Source organism: Lysinibacillus sp. NPDC056185 (assembly GCF_047737915.1).
Taxonomy (GTDB): Bacteria; Bacillota; Bacilli; order Bacillales_A; family Planococcaceae; genus Lysinibacillus.
In genome coordinates this window covers 30,941-52,249 of the sequence record NZ_JBLLLQ010000030.1, presented here as the reverse complement: position 1 = coordinate 52,249, position 21,309 = coordinate 30,941, and the positions used below count along the sequence as shown (strand labels likewise).

Genomic DNA, 21,309 nt, shown 5'->3' with positions numbered 1-21,309 from the left:
TATCAGCGATTTTCAGTGGCTTATCAGCGATTCTAAGTCCTCTATCAGCGATTTTCAGTGGCTTATCAGCGATTCTAAGTCCTCTATCAGCGATTTTCAGTGGCTTATCAGCGATTCTAAGTCCTCTATCAGCGATTCAAGTTACTTCTCATCATAATAAAAAGCGTGTCCCGAAATGGACACGCTTTTTTAGCTATCTTTAGACACATATACTTCCTCAAATGGTTGAATGATGACAAATCCTTCACCTGAAAACGCCATTTGAATGGATTCGCCACTACCACGACCGATAAATGTTCGGAAGCTAATATCTGTTTTAAACTCTGGTGCCAGATTACCTGACCATGCTACTGTGGCATGAGGATCTGTATAGACCGTTTCACCAGGCTTCACTAACAATGTTAACGGTTCGAAATGAGTTGTGATAGCTACCTTCCCTCTTCCTTGTAAGGTTACATTAAACAACCCACCTGACATCACGCCTGCCATTTTACGCATTAAATGAATATCCCAATCAATACTTGGCTCAAAGGCAAGTAAATCATTGCCGTTTACACAAATACTTTCGTCCTTTAAATCGAAGACCGTTATTTTTTTCCCTTGATCGGCTAAATAAAGTCGCCCCTTACCTTTCGCTTTCATAAGTTGTGTACCTTCGCCGGTTAATGCTTTTTTAAACATTTTACCGAGGCCATGTTCCAACACACGCTCACGCTCAAACTTAATATCTCCTATGTAAGAAATCATCGCGCCCATTTTCGACCAAACCTCGCCATTTAGGTTGACCTCCAATACACGTTCAGTTTCTAACTCGAAATATTCATTTTCATTGTCGTCTTGCTGTGTTTTATTAATAAATTCATTTAAAGAAAACTTCCCCATTTCACATAGCCTCCTTGTTTATTTTATATACGTTTCAACTTTTAAAAAGATTCAATCAATACTGTTTACTTTTTTATTAGATGACTCCTCTATCCCTTAATAAAATTAAACAAGCTTTATTGAGGAACATAAGGGGTGACAAAAAAAACAGTTTGATCGCCCTCTTGAAAATGAACCCCTCAATCGCTTTCCGTTACAAAATTTCTCTTTTGGTAGCGAAATCACTTTATTTCCCGTAATGATATTGACATCAGACACCGACTGTTATACATTAAACAGAGATTAATCAAGTGTTATATAACAACAGCTACAAAAAAAATGACCATACAAGCGTCATGTGCGAAATGACACTCATATGGCCGATACCTTCAAGTGCGAATTGAAAGTATAATTTATTGTGTAGCGGAGACGTCTCCAACCTTTTGAGAAGCTTCTTTTAATGCTGTTCGTTTACGTACATCTGCACGTAATGTTAATGAAATAATTAATGAAGCAGCTATTAATCCTGTAAACACATAGAATACTGGAATATAACTTCCATAAGAGTTTTTAATTGTGCTCACTAAAAGCGGTCCAAAAATACCACCTAATGACCAAGTCGTTAATAAATAACCATGAATAACTCCAAGTTGTTTCGTACCGAATAAATCACTTGCAAATGCAGGTAGATTCGAGAAACCTCCACCATAGCAACTAACAACTAAGAAAATAAGTGCTTGGAAAATAATAACGTTTGTTGTATGCGGTAAGACGATAAATGTAACTAGCTGTGCGATAAAGAAAATTACAAAGACGTTCGAACGACCAATATAGTCAGACACAGCAGCCCATACTAAACGACCACCACCATTAAATAATCCCATTATTCCTACCATTGCTGCGGCTCCCGCAACTGATAATCCTACAATTTCTTGAGCCATTGGAGATGCAACAGAAATCATCATAATACCTGCTGTTACGTTTACTAAATGCATCGACCAAAGCATCCAGAAATGCTTAGTTTTTACAGCTTCACGTGCTGACATGACAGCTAAATCTTTTTTCACTACGTCTTTACCATTATCTGCAGCAGCCTTCATATTCGCTGGCATATAACCAGGTTTAGGCGGTGCTATATATGAAGCCCCTAAAATCATTAACGTGAAATAACTTGCCCCTAAAATAAAGTACGTTGTAGAAATACCTACAGCCTCCATTAAGTTAGCTGCGACCGGCGCTGTAATAAGTGCCCCTGAACCAAATCCAAGTACAGCCATACCTGTTGCTAAACCGCGGCGATCCGGGAACCATTTTACTAATGTCGATACAGGTGCAATATAACCAATACCCATACCCAATCCACTTAGTAAACCATATGTTAACCAGTACAATGTTACGGAATCCATTGAAATTGCTACACCCGCACCAGCTTGTCCTGCCCCAAATAGAACAGCTGCTATCATTGCAGATTTACGTGGCCCCATTTTTTCTACTAAGTTACCAAATAATGCTGCTGAAAAACCAGCAAGCCCCATCATTATTGTGAAGGCAACCGTTACGTTTGTTTCACTCCATCCCATTTCTGTGACAATCGGTAGCTTGTATACACTGTATGCATATGCTCCACCGATTGAAAGATGAATAGCGATTGCGGATAATGCAATTAACCATCTATTTTTATTCATAATTTCTCTCTTCTCCCCTCTTTTGCTACCTGTGAAAGTTTTATGAACGTCCCTGAAAACAATTTAACACTTAGAATTATTCAAATGCAAGATGTTTTTTCAAAAAATATTATTTCTCTAAAAAGTATTTCATTTTTCACCCTAGTAATTTTATAACGAAAACCTTACAGCCTCTAAGTAAATAGATGTTTATTGAACGAAAACTACAACATTTTTTAGCTAAAATTATTTTTCTACTCTATTATCAAGTTGCACATAAATTATTTTGATATAATTAATTTTGTGCATATTTTCACATGCAATCTATGTATATTGCATTTTTTCTAACTCTCATTAATCCTGCACATTTCTTTAACAGGACACAAAAAGATAATCAATATGTAGAAATTTTTAGAATAAAAGAGAATTTTAAAGCTTAAATAAACGAATTTCTTTCTCGTAAAAGGATGCTAAAAAACACTATTAAATGATTCGTTTAACTTTAATTGGATATCCAATTAAATAAACCCAATACACATTTTGTATATTTCAAAATGAATCATCACTACCCATTCATTTTTATTATTCAAATATATATTTTTTCACTTAAAAATGAATCCTGCACATTTTTAGACTATGGCAAGTAATGCTTTTAAACTTAAAAGCAACTAAACCAATCAGTTATAACAAAAACATTTGCTATGGCACACAAGTAAAAACAGTAATGTTTTACCAATATTGTAATCGGAATAAAATTTCGAAATAGGATCCTTTATGTAAAAAATAGCTAGTTCTTTATATGATTTTAATTTTATTATTTGTTGTTTTTATACCTCAATTATCACTTTGGTTGCTATTATTCAATTAAAGTCCGTCAATTTTAGACGATTATATGTATCAAAAAGAGATGCTCTAAAATAATTCGAGCATCTCTTTTCGTTCGTTTCCTTTTTTATAGAAAATAAATAAAAAATACAATAATTATTGGCAATAGTGCAATAAATGAACCAATCGATATATAATGCCTTTTTTCCTCACGCCCATAATAATAGTCAATCACAATAGAATCTACAGTGAAGACTGCTAGAAATACGCATATTCCAGCTGTATATAAAAACCACCCATATATATTAAATACAATTAAAATCGCCCCTTTTATAAACATAGCAATATACGTTGAACGTTGATGACCTGTATTTATATATTTCGGCTCCTTTGGAATGTTAAACTTTTTTCGAATTGCTTTTACTAAAAGCCACTCTAAAAAGAGAACAATGAGTAAAAAAGTAAACATCTCACCGAAACTAAAATCCTTCCCATCTTTTTGCATAAGGGCAATAAATGCTGAAGCAGTAACGTCGTCTTTCACCTTGTAAAAGATATTTGTATGTCGATCGCTAAAAGCTAGCTGTTCATCGTTTAAGAACATTTTTAGCTGCACAGCCTGCCCATTATCAAACTCCACCCATACATCACTAAATGCATAATAATTAGTGTCCTTCTGTGATATAACCGCCTTCTTTAGTACATCGGCAATGAGCGTTGTTTCCGGATCTGTTTTATAAGCTTGTTGTCCTAAAATCCAGCCAGTTCTTCCTGCCTTAAAGGTATCTTCCTGCCAATTTTGCGCAATGGTAAATTGTTTAATATTTTCATGTTGTGCTAGTTCAACAATGCTAGTATGTTTAGCTGTGTCTACTTGTTTCCATGGCCCAATTACAATTAAAAAGAGGATCGTCACGACAGCTCCAATGATAATCGTCGGATATCGCCATCTACTAGGTTGTTTATTTTGCTGAGAAACATTTTGCAAAATTCGCTCCTGTAATTGTTGTGAAAAACGCGGGGCTTCTCCAAGCTCTTTATCCAGTTTATCCTTAAAAGATGTCATCTTCTAGCACCTCCCAATGACTTGAATCCAGTTTTTCCTGCAATATTCGTCTAGCTCTGCGAAGTCTTGTCTTCACCGTGTTTTCTGTACATGCAAGAACCTCCGCTATCTCTCGAACCTTTAATTCTTGATAATAATAAAGAATAATCACTTCTCGATAGGTGATTGGAAGCTCAAACAAAGCTGCTGTCAAAATTCTCCGCTCATCCTTTTCAAGTAAATTTGTTTCAGGCGTTCGCTTGCTAGCTCCAATGTGCAGCTTTTCAAATAAAATATGACGCTTATTTTTCCAGCTTCGTAAATAGTCATGACTTTTATGTACTGTTATTTTTACTAAATATGTTTTTAATGAGGATCGTTGTTCAAAGCGCTCTTGTTGCTGGTAATAAGCAAAAAATACATCTTGAACGATTTCTTCAGCAATTGCCCAGTCTTTAACATATAAATAAGCTACTCGAAGACAATATTCACCATGCTCATTCATAATATTTGCTAAATGCTCACTCAAACAAACACCTCCTATTTCCATTCACACTATAGTCGTATCGAAATCTCAGTTGGTTTCAGTAGAAAACAATTTTTTCATAGTAAACGGGGCTAATATTAAAAGATACAAATGTTTCAGCACTAAAATGTGTGGTTAATTCCCGTTCTCGTTCCGGCTGGGGACGTTCGGTGAAATGTAAAAAGACAGAATCAAAATTTGATTCTGCCTTTAATCTTATATTAATGAAATGACCCAACCATTAAAAGTGCTTCTATTAAGACTCACCTGTTCTGTAACATGTAATCTTAGCTTTTATAGTAGCATGTAAAAGTTGTTTCCTTCATTTATTTAACAACGATATTAACAAGCTTACCTGGAATGACAATAATTTTCACTAAGTTTTTGCCTTCCATATACTCTTGTACTTTACCATCTGCAAGTGCTACTTTTTCGATTTCCTCTTTTGAAGCATCTTTTGCTACGATGATTTTTGCACGTACTTTGCCGGCAACTTGAACAGCGACTTCCACTTCATCATCAACAAGTTTAGACTCATCATATGTTGGCCATTGCGCATATGAAAGTGTTTCGGCATGACCTAAAATCTGCCATAACTCTTCAGCAACGTGTGGAACCATTGGAGCTAGCATCTTCACAAAACCTTCAGCGTAAGCTGTTGGAATAACATCGGCTTTGTAGCAATCATTGATGAATACCATCATTTGTGAAATAGCTGTATTGAAGCGAATACCTTCGTAATCCTCTGTCACTTTTTTCACAGTTTGATGATATGATTTTTCAAGTGTTTTGTCATCAGAAGCTTGAATTTTCGCAGCGATTGTACCATCTTCATTGACAAATAGACGCCAAATACGATCTAAGAAGCGACGTGCCCCGTCCAAGCCATTTGTTGACCATGCAACAGATGCTTCTAGTGGACCCATGAACATTTCATATAGACGTAAAGTATCCGCACCGTGTGAAGAAATGATTTCATCAGGGTTAACGACATTGCCTTTTGATTTAGACATTTTTTCATTACCTTCACCAAGAATCATCCCTTGGTTAAATAATTTGTGGAATGGCTCTTTCGTGTGTACAACACCTAAATCGTATAATACTTTGTGCCAGAAGCGAGCGTATAGTAAGTGTAATACGGCATGCTCTGCCCCACCGATATAAATATCAACTGGTAACCAGCGTTTCAGTAACTCAGGGTCCGCAACTGCTTCTTTATTAGTTGGGTCAATGTAACGTATGAAGTACCAGCTAGAACCTGCCCACTGTGGCATCGTGTTCGTTTCGCGACGACCTTTTTTGCCTGTTTCAGGATCAACAACATTTACCCATTCAGCAATGTTCGCTAACGGAGATTCACCCGTACCTGAAGGACGAATATTATCTGTTTTTGGTAGCACTAATGGTAATTCTGATTCCGGTACTGGCGTCGTTGTACCATCTTCCCAATGAATCATAGGAATTGGCTCTCCCCAGTAACGTTGACGAGAGAATAACCAGTCGCGAAGACGGTAAGAGATTTTCTTCTCCCCTACTCCTTTTTCCTCAAGCCATTGAATTGCCTTAGCAATACCGTCCTCTTTGTTTAAGCCATCAAGGAAGTCAGAGTTAATGTGCTTACCATCTCCTGTAAATGCTTCTTTACTAATGTCTCCACCTTCAAGAACAGGAATAATTTCCAAACCAAATTCTGTTGCAAATTCATAGTCACGCTCATCATGTGCTGGAACCGCCATGATTGCACCTGTACCATATGATACTAACACGTAGTCTGCAATCCAAATCGGCATTTTCTTACCGTTAATTGGATTCACTGCATAGGCACCTGTGAATACGCCTGTTTTTTCTTTCGCTAAATCTGTGCGTTCTAAATCAGATTTCAATTTTACTTTATCTAAATAAGCTTCAACAGCTTGACGTTGTTCAGCAGTTGTAATTTGCTCCACTAATTGATGCTCAGGTGCAAGAACACAGTATGTAGCACCAAATAACGTATCAGGACGAGTTGTAAACACTGTGAAGTTTTCATCTGTTCCATCTATACTAAATGTTACTTCTGCACCTTCCGAACGACCAATCCAGTTACGCTGCATATCCTTAATAGACTCTGGCCAATCAACTTCCTCTAAGTCGTCGATTAAACGATCAGCAAAGGCAGTAATTTTAAGCATCCATTGTTTCATCGGACGACGTTCTACAGGGTGACCACCACGCTCTGATTTTCCATCAATTACTTCTTCGTTTGCAAGTACTGTTCCTAGTGCCGGACACCAGTTTACAGCTACTTCATCTATATAAGCCAAACCTTTTTTATAAAGTTGGATAAAGATCCATTGTGTCCACTTATAATATTCTGGATCTGTTGTGTTAATTTCACGATCCCAATCATAGCTAAAGCCTAGCTCTTGGATTTGACGCTTGAATGTCGCAATATTTTTCGCTGTAAATTCTGCTGGGTCATTTCCTGTATCAAGTGCGTATTGTTCTGCTGGTAAACCGAATGCGTCCCAGCCCATAGGATGTAGGACGTTATAGCCTTGCATGCGCTTGAAGCGTGAAAGGATGTCTGTCGCTGTGTAGCCCTCTGGATGTCCTACATGAAGACCTGCACCAGATGGGTACGGGAACATATCTAATGCATAAAATTTTGGTTTTTCAGTTTCATTTTCAGTTTTGAAAGTTTTGTTATCTGCCCAATATTGCTGCCACTTTTTTTCAATTTGTTGATGATTAAAACTCATTATTTTTCCTCCTTTGAATGCGTCATACTTTTCTTGAAGAATTGACAAAATATTTAAAAAATAAAAAAACTCGCCCCTTTCTTTGTCAGAAAGGGACGAGAGAATTCGTATCTCCCGCGGTACCACCCACATTAGTGATTACACTCGGCTTTTGCTTCCTTAACGCGGAAGGAACGGCACGCGCTATTTCACGCGGGCAGACTCAGAAGGCGAGTTCAATTTGCTTTCCTACTAGCTCCCACCAACCGCTAGCTCTCTAAAAGGAACCACAAATTTACTATTCCTCATCACTGTCTTTACAAGTATTGCATTTATTCTAATAGAAAGTACTGAAAAGCACAAGACTTTGTTTACATACTACCCATTATTGAACAATTCAAACCCTATTTGTTAGACTGTATCTATTTTAAACTACGAGAAAGCTCCGTAAAAATAACCCCTAGCGCATAAGCACCAGCATCCGGATAACCTAGACTTCTTTCACCAACTGTACCAGCGCGACCCATTCGAGCAACAATTTCTTTTGTATATTCTGCTCCTTTAACAGCTGCCTCTGCCCCTTTTTCAAAGGCAGTTTTAAAATCCGCACCAGCTGCAGCGCTTTCTGTCCAAACATTTACACAAGGTACAAGCGCATCTACAAGCGTTTTATCGCCTACCTCTGCCCCTCTTCCGAAAGAGCGCTCACCGATAGACTGTATGCCTTTAAGCGCAACTTGTAACATTTCAGCAAACTCTCCGACCGTTAATTCCATTTTTCCTTCTACAGCTTTACCCGCAGCTCGGAAAGCCCCTCCCCAAATGGGTCCAGAAGCTCCTCCGCAATGCTCCATAATTACCATAGAACTCGCATCAAGGAAAGTCCCAATATTTAAATGTTCCTGACCTAGAATCGAGCTCCATTCTCGTTTTAATTGCTTAAATCCTTTTGCGACGCTCATTCCGAAATCGCCATCTCCTGCATGTGTATCTAATTCGCAGAAAGGTACTTCGTTCTTGATAATAATTTCGCTCATTTTATCTACGAGATAAATTATATTATTTAATGTGATTACCTCACTCTTGATAATAGCGTGTTCTTCCACTGTTTCCGTCTCAAAGACAACTTGTTTCTCTTCCAAGTTGTCATTAATATCTACGTACTCTACATTATCAACCGGTCCCTCTACCTTAAATGCAGGTGTATTACATTCTTTCGATAGTAATGTTTTCAGCTCATTATCTAGTTTCATTACTGTTAGAGAAATCCCAGCCATATCAATACTTGTCATGTAATTGCCGACAAACGTTCTATTGATTCGTATATTTCTTTTACTCAACTCTCTAGTCACTGCATTGTTAAACAGATAAAGTTCTTGAAGCGGTGTACCGCCAAAACCATTTACTAGAACAGCAATTTCAGCATCTTTATCTAATCTTAAATCTTTCACAAGGTCATTTGTCATACGAAAAGCTAATTCATCTGCGGCCATAACTTTTTCACGTTTTCTCCCTGGCTCTCCATGAATACCGACGCCATATTCCATCTCATCTTCATCCAATTTGAAAGTCGGTGATCCACTAGCTGGAACCGTACAGGAAGTTAGTGCTAGACCAATTGTTCGAACATTTGCCGCTGCTTTTTCCGCAGCAGCTTTGACTTGCATCAAATCCAAACCTTCTTCTGCTGCAGCGCCAGCGATTTTATGCACTAACACAACCCCAGCAACGCCGCGTCTTCCTACTGTATAAAGACTATCCTCTACTGCAATATCATCATTTACGCGGACGTACTCTACTTGAATGCCATCCTCAGTAGCTAAGTGGGCACCATTTTTAAAGTTCATAATATCTCCGCTGTAATTTTTAATAATAAGCAGTGTACCTTTTTTGCTAGCTGTTGCTTTAATTGCTTGATATACCTGTATTTGCGAAGGAGAAGCAAAGACGTCACCGCATACTGCAGCATCCAGCATTCCTTTCCCTACTAACCCCGCATGTGCCGGTTCATGCCCACTACCGCCACCGCTAATTAAAGTTACCTTATTTTCATTCATTTCTTTTTTCTTAATTATTTTATATTTTTTTAACAACTCAAGTTCCGGATGAGCCATAACCATCCCATTGCACATTTCCATAACGAGTGTTTCAGGTTGATTCATAATTTTCTTCATTTTATTCCTCCCCTGTAAGCTTGGTTACATTCTTCGCAGCCTATTCATATTCATACTTCTATAATTATTCATAGAAGATTTCTACTATGATATGATTTCTATTATTTGAAAGCATATTCTTATTAATTATAGCAAAATGAAAGCGCTTTATCTCGAAAGGACAAAATGAACGATTTGTCTAAAGACACTCGGCCTTTTTTGTTGTAGAGATGATTATCATAATCTCTCATACAGTTCATCTCCCATCTAACTTCTACATTTTCGTAGAATTCCGAGGTGAGAGACTTTACCTGTTGATTCACTTTCGGTGAGAATAAACTACTGCCCGTTAGGTTGGGATAAAGTGAAACTTTAAGCAGTGGGGATTTTCTCCATTCCCCACTGCTTATTAGTCTTCACCAATCGGGCGTTTACGGGCAGTTTTTCTTCAGATAACTTACTGCCCGTTAACGCGGGATAAAGTGAAACTTTAAGCAGTGAGGATTTTCTCCATCCCCACTGCTTATTAGTCTTCACCAATCGGGCGTTTACGGGCAGTTTTTCTTCAGGTAACTACTGCCCGTTAACGCGGGATAATTCCTGACATTCACGGAAAGCAAAGTGCTTACATCCAATACATTTATTTGTATCTAAATAACTTAAAGACTTATTAATCGCTTCTCCTGTACGCTGATAGAAATTCTCTTCACCAATTTCAGCATATAAACCATTTTTTTGTAGCGCTAATTTCAATTCATCTTGCACACCTGTAACTAAAATAGTGCCACCCTGAGCTTTAAAATTCCGGATGACATTACCAAAATATGTCTCACCTGTCGTATCCAAAAAGGGCACTTTGCTCATGCGTAATATCAAAACTTTTTGTTGTTGTTGAATGGAACTTACAATTGCCTCCTCAAAAGTTTGAGCTGCGCCAAAGAAAAGAGGACCCTCAATTGTATAAATACTAATTTGTGGACAGTCACGTTTCTGGTGGACAACATGTGATTGTACCTTCCCACTCTCTTTCGAATGATCCGGTAATACTTTTGTTACTACAAGCTTTTCGCTCATACGCTTCGCAAATAATACGACTGCTAACACAAGTCCAACCTCCACAGCTAATGTTAAGCTTGTAAAAACAGTCAGTAAAAACGTAATCATTAAAACGAGGGAATCTCCTGATTTTAATTTAATGATATGCGCAAAATGCTTTTGCTCACTCATATTCCAAGCCACGACCATTAAAACTGGAGCCATACTTGCTAACGGAATATGTGAAGCAAAGGGCGCTAGTAATAATAAAGTAACTAATACAAATACACCGTGAATAATACCTGATATTGGTGATACTGCACCTGTTTTAATATTTGTCGCAGTACGCGCAATAGCCCCTGTCGCAGGGATCCCCCCAAAGAAAGGAGTGACGATATTAGCAATTCCTTGACCAACAAGTTCGCGATTACTATTATGTTTTGTATTTGTCATTCCATCCGCTACTACTGCAGATAGAAGTGATTCAATTCCGCCTAGCATAGCAATCACAAAGGCTGGTCCAATAAGTAGCTGAATTCGCTCCCATGTGATATCTGGAATCGCAAAATTCGGTAATGTATTTGGAATTTGACCATAGGCCGTTGCGATTGTGGCAACTTGTCCAGAAAAAAAGAACGTTGCAACTAATGTAGAAACAACAATGCCTGCTAACGCCCCTGGAACTTTGGGTAAAACTTTCGGTGTTATTAAAATAATGATCAGACTAATGATTGCCGTTAAAACACTATAAAAGTTTGTTGTACCAATATGCATAACAATTTCTTTTACATTGTCAATAAAATACTCATGTCTTTTAATATTAGTCAAACCTAAGAAATTAGCAATTTGGCCTGTAAAAATAATAACTGCAATTCCTGCTGTAAAACCTATTGTCACGGGACGTGGGATAAATTTTATTAATGAGCCAAGTTTAAATATCCCCATTAAGCACAAAATAACCCCTGCCATTAATCCAGCGATAAGTAAGTTTTCATAGCCATATGAAATGACTACCCCTAGCAGAATTGGCACAAACGCACCTGTAGGTCCTCCGATTTGAAACTTCGAACCACCCAAAAGAGAAATTAGTATTCCAGCAATAAAAGCTGTATATATTCCATACTCAGGCTTAACACCTGACGCAATGGCAAAGGACATTGCCAGTGGTATTGCTACAATCCCGACAATAGTCCCTGAGATTAAATCTTTCTTCAAATGATGAACAGAATATCCTTCATATCGTCCTGTAAACAGTGACTTCATCTATAAATCTTCCCTTCAAAATAATAAGCAAGGTAAATGTTTCATAAGAACACAGTCTACAAAATTTACATATCTTCTTCATTATTTTCGTTAATAGTCATTTCTTCTAATCTTGAAATTGTATTTATCAAGTGATTGTTGAAAATATCTTTTGTTACACCTAGTAATTCTCCAATCATCGGATCGCTTAAAGAATAGTAAACTTTTTTCCCCTCTTTCGTCCCATGCACAATATTTTTGCCTCGTAATACACTTAATTGCTGAGAAACAGCTGAGCCCTCTTTTTCTAAGCAGCTTTGAATTTCATTGACATTTTTCTTACCGTCTACTAGTAATTCCAATATTCTAATTCGTAATGGATGTGCTAAAGCTTTAAAAAAATCTGCCTTAAATTGCTGCAAGCTCTCTTCCACATAAATCCCTCCACGGAACTTCATTTTCATATATTCAAATATTTGAATATGTATGATTGATTGTACGCTACTATAAGCAAACTTTCAATATCAAACATTAAAAAACGAGCAAAAAACGTGTTTCCCACACAGTTTTTGCTCGTTTTCGGAAATTCTTTGTTAAATTTAACCTATTAATCTATCACTGTTTTATTCTTTCGTAAAGGATAATCATAGATAAGGCATGGAATAATCGCAAACAATACTATAATTACTAGGATTAATACGAGTACAATCATGCCAAACTGATCGACCATAATACCACCAAATAGAGGGCCAATCATACGACCAGTTGTTGCCGCACTATTAATAATCCCTTGATAAAAGCCCTGACGCCCTTTTGGTGCAAGCTGATTGGCGATGGTAGGTAAAGCAGGTGTATAAAACATTTCACCAAAAGTTAGCACTACCATTGCTGCTCCAAACATTTTAAAATCACTTGCAAATGCAATGATTCCAAAGGATATTGCGATAAGGATAACGCCTAATACTAATTGACGCTTTAATTTATTTTCCCAACGTTTCACTAGCGGCGCAATTAGCGGTTGCCCTAAAACGATAAGCAGACCATTAATAGTCCAAAGTAAGCTGTACTGTTTCAATCCTAATCCTAGATCTTGCGTATAGGAAGAAATAGTCGCACTCCATTGTGAATAAGCGAGCCAGCATAGTACAGAGGAAGAACTTATAATTAATAATGCATAAAACGGCGCTTTATTTATAATTCGCTTACTTTCACCCACGACATTCATCGGTGCAATGCTCCCCGCTTCTAATCGTTTAAAAGTAAAAAACGCTATAAAAAAGAACAAAATATACATAGCTAAGTTGACCTTAAAGACGTAGTCAAATTTATAATCAGCAACAACGCCGGCAAGTGCAGGACCAATTGCTACTCCTAAATTTTGAGCTAAATAAATTGCGTTAAAGGCCTTTCGTCCACCCTCAGGCCACGCAGTTCCAGCTAAAGCAAACATTCCTGGGAATACAATACCTCCACTAAAGCCGAGTATCGTTAAAATCCACACATAATGTGGCCAGCCGTGCCAAATCGTTAAAGCTATTAATGAGGCAATCGTTAACAGAATGCCTAGCATTGTTGATTTATAGCCACCTATTCTATCAAATAAATAACCACCTAAGAGATTTCCTATTACGCCAGCAGCAGAATTCAGCATCAACACAAAGCCAGCCATCGCAAGGGACTTCCCTAAATAGTCGTGCATATAAATGGCATTTAAAGGCCATAAAAATGAATTGCCCGTCGTGTTCACAAGCATTCCGATAATTAAAAACCAAACGCTTTTTGGCATAAAATATCCTCCATTATTTCGCTACTCTAAATAGTTAGTTTATGTTGAAAAATACAAAAGTACAAGAAAAATAAATTTACTCTTTTCACATAGGATTTAGAATATTTACTGTGTAGTTTTTTCGACCATCCTCATGATTTACTCCTGTCGATGTAATTTTCGTTTGGCTTCCCTCATCAATCGCTCAGGTCATTCACATAATATTAAATTCTTCCCTCATGACGGAAGCACTAGCACGTGATAAAATATAGTGTTAGAGGAGTGAAATAAATGACAGAAACAAACTTTCCTTTTCCTTCAGATGGAAAAAGGTATTATACATGGAATCGCTATTTACGTGAGCAATTTGGTCATAAAGTTTTTAAAGTAGCACTAGACGCAGGCTTTGACTGCCCAAATCGTGATGGTACGGTTGCCTTCGGAGGTTGTACGTTTTGTAGTGCAGCAGGTTCAGGTGATTTTGCGGGCAACAAAGTTGATCCTATCGAGGTGCAATTTGCTGAAATTCGTGACAAAATGCATCAAAAGTGGAAGGATGGCAAATACATGGCTTACTTCCAAGCATATACAAATACACATGCACCACTTCCTGTATTAAAGGAAAAATTTGAAGCAGCATTGGCTCAAGAGGGTGTTGTTGGATTATCCATCGCAACACGCCCAGACTGTCTACCAGATGATGTAGTCGAATATTTAGCTGAATTAAACGAGCGTACTTATTTGTGGATTGAACTTGGGCTTCAAACTGTGCATGAAAAAACTGCAAATCTTATCAACCGTGCCCACGACTATGCAACCTATGTGGAAGGTGTTGAAAAGCTACGAAAGCATGGTATTCGTATATGCTCTCACATTATTAATGGCCTTCCTCTTGAAGACTATGACATGATGATGGAAACTGCTCGTGAAGTCGCAAAGCTTGACGTACAAGGCATTAAAATTCATTTACTACACCTTTTAAAAGGTACTCCAATGGTTAAGCAATATGAAAAGGGCATGTTAGAATTTTTAGATCAGGACATTTACACAAAACTAGTGGCAGATCAACTTGAAATTCTACCGCCAGATATGGTTATTCACCGTATTACAGGTGATGGACCAATTGATTTAATGATTGGCCCAATGTGGAGTGTTAATAAATGGGAAGTATTAAATGGTATTGATGCAGAGCTAGAACGCCGTGGAAGCTGGCAAGGGAAATTTTATCAAGCTGAGGTTGCCAAATGAAGCTACAACGCGTTTTACAATATGCACAACAGCTGATAAAAGATACAGTTGAAGAGGGCGATACTGTAGTAGACGCCACAGCAGGAAACGGCCACGACACATTATTTTTAGCACAACTTGTCGGCGATGAGGGTCAAGTATACGCCTTTGATGTTCAAAAGAGCGCTGTTGATGCAACTCTCCACCGCCTTTTAGACAATGGCTTAGAGCATCGTGCACTTGTTTTAAATAGAGGGCATGAAGAAGTAGCCAACTATGTCCACAAGCCTGTAGCTACTGCAATCTTTAATCTCGGTTATTTGCCTGGTAGTAATCACGACATCATTACACAGCCAAATACTACGATACAAGCAATTGGAGATTTGCTAAAGATGCTAAAAATCGGTGGTCTTATTGTCCTTGTCATTTATCATGGTCATCCGGGTGGTAAGGAAGAACGAGATGCTGTAATAGATTATGTCAGTCAACTTCCCCAAAAATATGTACATGTATTAAAATACGAGTTTCTAAATCAACAAAATGATCCTCCCTTTGTGATTGCTTTGGAGAAAATGAAAGATTACTCGTTAAGTTAGTTAGAACGTTTCAATATGAGGCATGATTCCGATAAAGCATTGGAATCATGCTTTTTTAACTTCTTTCAGCAATTTTTTTCTGTAGCGAAAGAAAAGCGTCAGCTACAAGTATGCCGAAGCATAATTGATTTTAGAAAAGAAAATATCCCCCGATGGCGCGGGGGATAGGGAGGAGTACTTAATTTTTACTTTCATGTCAAATTACCTTAATTAACTTAGTTAGATTTTAAAAGTGTTTGTCGTTTCATTGCATCCACATATCGCTGATTGACTTTATCCCAATCGATAGTATTCCACCAATTCGTAACAAATTCAGGTCGACGATTTTGATATTTCAAATAATACGCATGCTCCCATACATCAATAATGAGTAGAGGAATTTTCCCTTCTTTTAAAGGCGTGTCTTGGTTAGCTGTACTCATAATGGTTAATTGTTCGCCATCCAGCACTAGCCATCCATACCCACTTCCAAAGCGGGTAATCGCTGCATTAGATAGCTGATCCTGAAAATTATCAAACGTTTTAAAATAATAATCAATCGCCTTGCCAATATCAGCATTTGCCTCACCACCGCAATTGGGACTCATCAAATCCCAAAATAAACTATGGCAATAGTGTCCTCCACCATTATTTTGTACAGCTGTTTGAATATCTGCTGGTAGCACATCAAGATTGCTTAATAAATCTTCCAACGACTGATTTTGTAAATCCTTTTGACCTTCTAAGGCCGCATTTAAATTATTTACATACGTAGCGTGATGCTTAGAATGATGAATCTCTAACGTTCTAGCATCAATATAGGGCTCCAACTGATCATAATCATATGATAGTTTCGGTAAATGGAACACAGTCAATTTTTCACCTCCTCCCAAAAAGTTTCTCAAAGGAAAGATAATTTCCTTAAGACAAAATATACCTTCTTTTTCTATTGCCGTCAATAGAAATTTTTTATAAAACAAAAAAGCTATCTAATAGAATGTTAAATTCTATTAGATAGCTTTCTCTTTATTGTCTATTTATTTTTACGTTTTTCATTATAATCTATCCAGAAATCTGCACCTTTAATTCCTAGTTTACGAGGATCAAAAACAGGATCTTTTCCTTCTTTTTTCTGTTTCTCATAGTCCTTTAATGCTACTATAGCAGGCTTCATAATAATTAAAATCGCTAAAACGTTAATCCAAACCATTAGGCCTAATCCAACATCCCCCATCGCCCAAGCAAGATCGGATGTGCGGACTGTACCGTAAAACGCAGAAATTAAAATTGCAAATTTAGCCAGCCATATGACGACTTTCTCTGTAGCTCCTGAGAATAAATAAGCCACATTTGTTTCGGCTATGTAGTAGTATGCCATAATTGTCGTAAAAGCAAAGAAGAATAAGGCAATCGCTACGAATGGTCCACCAAAACCTGGTAGTGAAGAGTCTACTGCATATTGTGTGTATGCTGCGCCTTCTTTAATACTTTTCGCAAATGTGATTTGTTCTTCTCCAGTTAATCCGCCTTTATTGAAATCGCCAACATAAACAAATGAATCAGTACCCGCTTTTTCATCGTGTACATTATACATACCAGTAAATAAAATCATAAATGCTGTAGCTGTACAGATTAATAAAGTATCAATATACACAGAAGCTGCTTGAACGATACCTTGTTTAGCAGGATGCGATACCTCTGCAGCTGCTGCTGGATGCGCCCCTGTCCCCTGACCTGCCTCATTTGAATAAATACCACGTTTAACCCCCCATGCAATAGCGGAGCCAATAATACCACCAAAGATTTCTTGTGCACCAAATGCGCTAGAAAAAATTAATGAAAATACAGCTGGTACTTCTTTAATATTCATTGCAATAATGATGATGGCCATCAGAATATATGCTAATGCCATAAACGGTACAATGATCTGCGCAGCATTGGCAATCCATTTAATACCACCGATAATAATAGTACCTAATAATACGACAATAATAAGTCCTGTAATCCAAGTCTTAATATCGAAAGCGTTTTCAACAGCTGTCGCAATTGCATTCGATTGAACACCCGGCATCAAAATTAACATGGCAGCTAATGCAGCAACAGCAAATATAACTGCAAACCACTTTTGCCCCATTCCTTTTTCTATGTAAAAAGCTGGCCCACCACGATATTCTGTATCTTTCTCTTCTTTATAAATTTGAGCCAATGTCGACTCAACGTAAGCAGTTGCCGCACCGATAAATGCGATTGCCCACATCCAAAAAACAGCACCAGGTCCCCCCATCCCGATTGCTGTAGCTGTACCGGCAATGTTACCTGTACCTACTCGACCAGACAATGCGATAGACATCGCTTGGAAAGATGAAATCCCCTTATCCGATTTTTCGCCTTTAAACATTAAAACAAACATATCTTTAATGTGTCTTACTTGTAGGAACCGTGTGATAATTGAAAAAAAGAGCCCAATTAACAAAATGCCATAAATAAACCACGGTCCCCATAAAATCTCATTAATTTTCCCAACGATTGTTTCCATTTTACCCCTCCAATGTGAAAAAATATTACTTTAAGTCATTATAGTATTACACTTTTCTGAAAATTACAACATTATATTCAAGTAACAAAAAGTTAGTAATTTTCTAGTTAATTGGAGAGGTAATTCACTATTCAATTATATAGCCAATTCTTCGAAGAGCATTATTAATAAAATCACGTATATAAACAAAAATCTCGTCACGCTCTACTTCATGAAATAGATTATGATAACAGTTTGCCCATTCTTTGAATTGAAACTCTGTAAATTCCATCTGATAAAGCCAATTCCGTGTTTGTTTGGTTTCAGTAATATTATCTTTTTCAGCTGTCATAACTAACATAGGCATGTTAGGGAATTCAGCCTTCGGCAATAACACTAAATTGCGCATCATTTGTTGTAGCTCGCGATACCATTTCACTGAAACAACGGATGAAAAAGGAACCTCATCCTTCATCTCATCTCTACCTTCTATACTGCGCGTTAGTGATTCTAATGTAATTTCATGGGTCAGCTTCACATTGGCAGTCAGGGCACTTAAACTAGTTAAAGCATTTGATAGTTTACCTGGCAATAGATTTAAATGAAGCCAAGGTGAAGTTAAAATAATTCCTGCACATTCATATTTTCTTTTTTGCATGGTATGTAGTAATAGAGTCGCACCAAGTCCATGTCCTATTAAAAAGACAGGTAAATTATACGAAAAAGCATTCTCGATTAAATGCCTTGTATATTTGTTGTATTCTTTAAAATCTTCATCGTGAACACTTGAATATCCTACATTTACTCCATGATTAGGTAAATCCCCCATGACTATGTGGAAGCCTTCCAATCTAAGTTTTTCTATAAGCCATGCATACCAACGGTGATTTTCATATGCACCATGAAGAATAGCAACCACAGCCTTTGCTTGTCCATCAGCTTCCCATTTCCACATTTCACATAGTCCTCCTAAAAAAATAATTACACAATGATTATATCGTAATATCTTGATCATTTTAATTTTATATTTCCATCAAGTTGCGTATTTGATACGATAATATTACATCAAAGAAAGAAAAGAGGCGATCCTCATGATCTATCCATTTAAAGGTAAAAAACCCAATATTGACTCTTCTGTTTTTATTGCTGATTATGCAACCGTTACCGGCGACGTTACAATAGGTGCTGAAACAACAATTTGGTTTAACACAGTTATTCGAGGAGATGTATCACCAACAATTATAGGAAAAAGAGTTAGTATTCAAGACCTCTGTTGCTTACATCAAAGCCCCAAATATCCACTAATTATTGAAGATGAAGTAACAGTTGGACATCAAGTAACTTTACATAGTTGTACGATTCGAAAAAAAGCCTTAATAGGTATGGGCTCTATAGTATTAGACGGAGCGGAGATTGGAGAGGGTGCATTCATTGGGGCGGGTAGTCTAGTACCTCCAGGCAAAGTCATTCCTCCAAATAGTTTAGCACTAGGCCGTCCTGCAAAGGTTGTAAGAGAATTAAACGATGAAGATAAAGAAGATATGGAACGCATCATACGTGAATATGTAGAAAAGGGTCAATACTATAAATCTCTTCAACCAAAAAATTAATGTAAAGCAGCTCCACGATTGCTTGGGCAACCGAGCAATATAGGAGCTTATTTTTTTCGTTAAAAAACAGCGAAAGGGGCTAAATTAATGTTAAGCCCCTTTCTGTAATAGTATTTTAAAATATTTTCCCAGCTACTTCATTGCTTTAGCTGAATAGTTTATAAACCTGCTTTTTCTTTTAATGCGTCAGCTTTGTCTGTTTGTTCCCAAGGTACATTTAAATCTGTACGACCGAAGTGACCATATGCGGCAGTTTGCTTATAAATAGGACGACGAAGGTTTAGCATTTTGATAATCCCCGCTGGGCGTAGATCAAATAGCTCGCGTACCCATTTTACAATTTCACTTTCCGTAACTTTTCCTGTTCCAAATGTATCAACAGCAATAGATACAGGTTGAGCAACACCAATCGCATAAGCTAGTTGTACTTCAGCTCGATCAGCTAAACCAGCAGCTACGATATTTTTCGCCACATAGCGTGCTGCATATGCTGCTGAACGGTCTACCTTAGTTGCGTCCTTACCTGAGAAAGCACCTCCACCATGACGTGCATAGCCACCGTATGTATCAACGATGATTTTACGTCCAGTTAGACCAGCATCCCCTTTAGGACCACCAATTACGAATCGGCCAGTTGGGTTGATGAAATATTTAGTATCGGCATCTAGTAATTCACTTGGAACAACTGGAGCAATAACGAATTCTTTTAAGTCTGCTTGAATTTGCTCAAGTGTAGCTTCTTCATCATGCTGTGTTGAAATTACAATCGTATCAACGCGTACTGGTACATTGTTTTCATCATATTCAACCGTTACTTGCGTTTTTCCATCTGGACGTAAATATGCTAGTTCACCAGATTTACGTACTCCCGTTAAACGACGAGCTAATTTATGCGCTAAACTAATTGGTAATGGCATAAGCTCTGGCGTTTCGTTACATGCATAACCGAACATTAAACCTTGGTCACCTGCGCCAATTGCTTCAATGTCAGCGTCTGTCATAGAGCCTTCACGCGCCTCTAATGCTTGGTCAACACCTTGAGCAATATCAGGTGATTGCTCGCCAATAGCAACAAGAACTGCTAGGTTTTCAGCATCAAAGCCGTATTTCCCACGTGTATAACCGATTTCTGCTACAGTATCACGAACGATACCTTTAATATCTACATAAGTAGAAGTAGTAATTTCTCCAGCTACTAATGCTAAGCCTGTTGTTACTGTTGTTTCACACGCTACACGCGCGTTTGGATCTTCTGCTAAAATAGCATCTAAAATGGCATCCGAGATTTGGTCACAAATTTTGTCTGGATGTCCTTCTGTTACACTTTCTGATGTAAACAGTCGACGGTTTGTCATTTGATTTTCCTCCTATTACTTTTACAAATAATATTTGCGAATTAATACGGTACTCATTACCCATGTCAAGTTCGCCCCTAAGGATTGAACTCTCAAGCCATTGTTGCTGTCATTGCACTTTCGCACAGTAAAACAGTTGTTGCTGTCACTACGCTTCCGCACAAATAAACAGCTGCTTCTTTTAACACGAG

The 21,309-nt window shown here is 37.6% G+C and carries 17 protein-coding genes and 1 other annotated feature; of the genes, 4 read left to right on the top strand and 13 right to left on the bottom strand.

Features of this window, described 5'->3' with window-relative positions; translation table 11 throughout:
* On the top strand, positions 1-203 hold a 203-nt coding region (locus ACMZ42_RS22110; protein ID WP_415732789.1), incomplete at its 5' end, for a hypothetical protein.
* Here the strand turns inward: ACMZ42_RS22110 and ACMZ42_RS22105 are convergent.
* The 9 genes from ACMZ42_RS22105 to ACMZ42_RS22065 form a co-directional block, all read right to left on the bottom strand.
* Positions 190-882: an AIM24 family protein gene (locus ACMZ42_RS22105; protein ID WP_415732788.1), complete on the bottom strand. Its 693-nt coding sequence runs from the start codon at positions 880-882 to the stop codon at positions 190-192. The two genes, ACMZ42_RS22110 and ACMZ42_RS22105, sit on opposite strands and share 14 nt — an antisense overlap.
* Before the next feature lie 392 nt (positions 883-1,274).
* Positions 1,275-2,546, bottom strand: a complete 1,272-nt coding sequence (locus ACMZ42_RS22100) for an OFA family MFS transporter (protein ID WP_370081960.1) — start codon at positions 2,544-2,546, stop codon at positions 1,275-1,277.
* A gap of 931 nt (positions 2,547-3,477) precedes the next feature.
* The gene (locus tag ACMZ42_RS22095; protein WP_415732787.1) at positions 3,478-4,416 is read right to left on the bottom strand and encodes a hypothetical protein; all 939 of its coding nucleotides are present in this window, start codon (positions 4,414-4,416) and stop codon (positions 3,478-3,480) included.
* Positions 4,403-4,924 (bottom strand): sigma-70 family RNA polymerase sigma factor, encoded by a 522-nt coding sequence (locus ACMZ42_RS22090; protein ID WP_415732786.1) that lies wholly within the window; start codon positions 4,922-4,924, stop codon positions 4,403-4,405. The genes ACMZ42_RS22095 and ACMZ42_RS22090 overlap by 14 nt, the downstream gene beginning before the upstream one ends.
* Before the next feature lie 323 nt (positions 4,925-5,247).
* The gene (leuS, locus tag ACMZ42_RS22085; protein WP_415732785.1) at positions 5,248-7,662 is read right to left on the bottom strand and encodes a leucine--tRNA ligase; all 2,415 of its coding nucleotides are present in this window, start codon (positions 7,660-7,662) and stop codon (positions 5,248-5,250) included.
* 88 nt (positions 7,663-7,750) lie between these two features.
* Positions 7,751-7,962, bottom strand: a binding site (T-box leader).
* A 101-nt stretch (positions 7,963-8,063) separates the two neighbouring features.
* The gene (dhaK, locus tag ACMZ42_RS22080; protein WP_370081968.1) at positions 8,064-9,815 is read right to left on the bottom strand and encodes a dihydroxyacetone kinase subunit DhaK; all 1,752 of its coding nucleotides are present in this window, start codon (positions 9,813-9,815) and stop codon (positions 8,064-8,066) included.
* A gap of 552 nt (positions 9,816-10,367) precedes the next feature.
* A complete protein-coding gene (locus ACMZ42_RS22075; RefSeq protein WP_415732784.1) occupies positions 10,368-12,092 on the bottom strand; it encodes a SulP family inorganic anion transporter in 1,725 nt (574 codons plus the stop codon).
* Positions 12,093-12,157: 65 nt separating this feature from the next.
* Entirely contained in the window at positions 12,158-12,505 is a 348-nt protein-coding gene (locus ACMZ42_RS22070; RefSeq protein ID WP_370081972.1) for an ArsR/SmtB family transcription factor, read from the bottom strand.
* Positions 12,506-12,678: 173 nt separating this feature from the next.
* The gene (locus tag ACMZ42_RS22065) at positions 12,679-13,857 is read right to left on the bottom strand and encodes an MDR family MFS transporter (RefSeq protein ID WP_370081974.1); all 1,179 of its coding nucleotides are present in this window, start codon (positions 13,855-13,857) and stop codon (positions 12,679-12,681) included.
* A 270-nt stretch (positions 13,858-14,127) separates the two neighbouring features.
* On the opposite strand from ACMZ42_RS22065, the gene ACMZ42_RS22060 reads away from it, so the two are divergent.
* Positions 14,128-15,084, top strand: a complete 957-nt coding sequence (locus tag ACMZ42_RS22060; protein ID WP_415732783.1) for a TIGR01212 family radical SAM protein — start codon at positions 14,128-14,130, stop codon at positions 15,082-15,084.
* Positions 15,081-15,659, top strand: a complete 579-nt coding sequence (locus ACMZ42_RS22055; RefSeq protein ID WP_415732782.1) for a class I SAM-dependent methyltransferase — start codon at positions 15,081-15,083, stop codon at positions 15,657-15,659. Before ACMZ42_RS22060 ends, ACMZ42_RS22055 begins: the two co-directional genes overlap by 4 nt.
* 215 nt (positions 15,660-15,874) lie before the next feature.
* Here ACMZ42_RS22055 and ACMZ42_RS22050 read toward each other — a convergent pair whose 3' ends face one another.
* The 3 genes from ACMZ42_RS22050 to ACMZ42_RS22040 all read right to left on the bottom strand — a co-directional run bounded on the left by ACMZ42_RS22050 (position 15,875) and on the right by ACMZ42_RS22040 (position 19,108).
* Entirely contained in the window at positions 15,875-16,513 is a 639-nt protein-coding gene (locus ACMZ42_RS22050; RefSeq protein ID WP_415732781.1) for a superoxide dismutase, read from the bottom strand.
* Positions 16,514-16,671: 158 nt separating this feature from the next.
* Positions 16,672-18,174, bottom strand: a complete 1,503-nt coding sequence (locus ACMZ42_RS22045; RefSeq protein ID WP_370081982.1) for an alanine/glycine:cation symporter family protein — start codon at positions 18,172-18,174, stop codon at positions 16,672-16,674.
* A gap of 127 nt (positions 18,175-18,301) precedes the next feature.
* Complete coding sequence (locus ACMZ42_RS22040; RefSeq protein ID WP_370081984.1) at positions 18,302-19,108, bottom strand: alpha/beta hydrolase; 807 nt, start codon at positions 19,106-19,108, stop codon at positions 18,302-18,304.
* Positions 19,109-19,244: 136 nt separating this feature from the next.
* Here ACMZ42_RS22040 and ACMZ42_RS22035 point away from each other — a divergent pair, with 136 nt between their 5' ends.
* Positions 19,245-19,763, top strand: a complete 519-nt coding sequence (locus tag ACMZ42_RS22035) for a gamma carbonic anhydrase family protein (protein WP_415732780.1) — start codon at positions 19,245-19,247, stop codon at positions 19,761-19,763.
* Between the two features lie 158 nt (positions 19,764-19,921).
* On the opposite strand, the gene metK is transcribed toward ACMZ42_RS22035, so the two are convergent.
* Positions 19,922-21,118 carry a methionine adenosyltransferase gene (metK, locus tag ACMZ42_RS22030; protein WP_415732779.1) on the bottom strand — a complete coding sequence of 399 codons (1,197 nt, stop codon included), beginning with the start codon at positions 21,116-21,118 and terminating at the stop codon, positions 19,922-19,924.
* Positions 21,119-21,309: the final 191 nt, after the last annotated feature.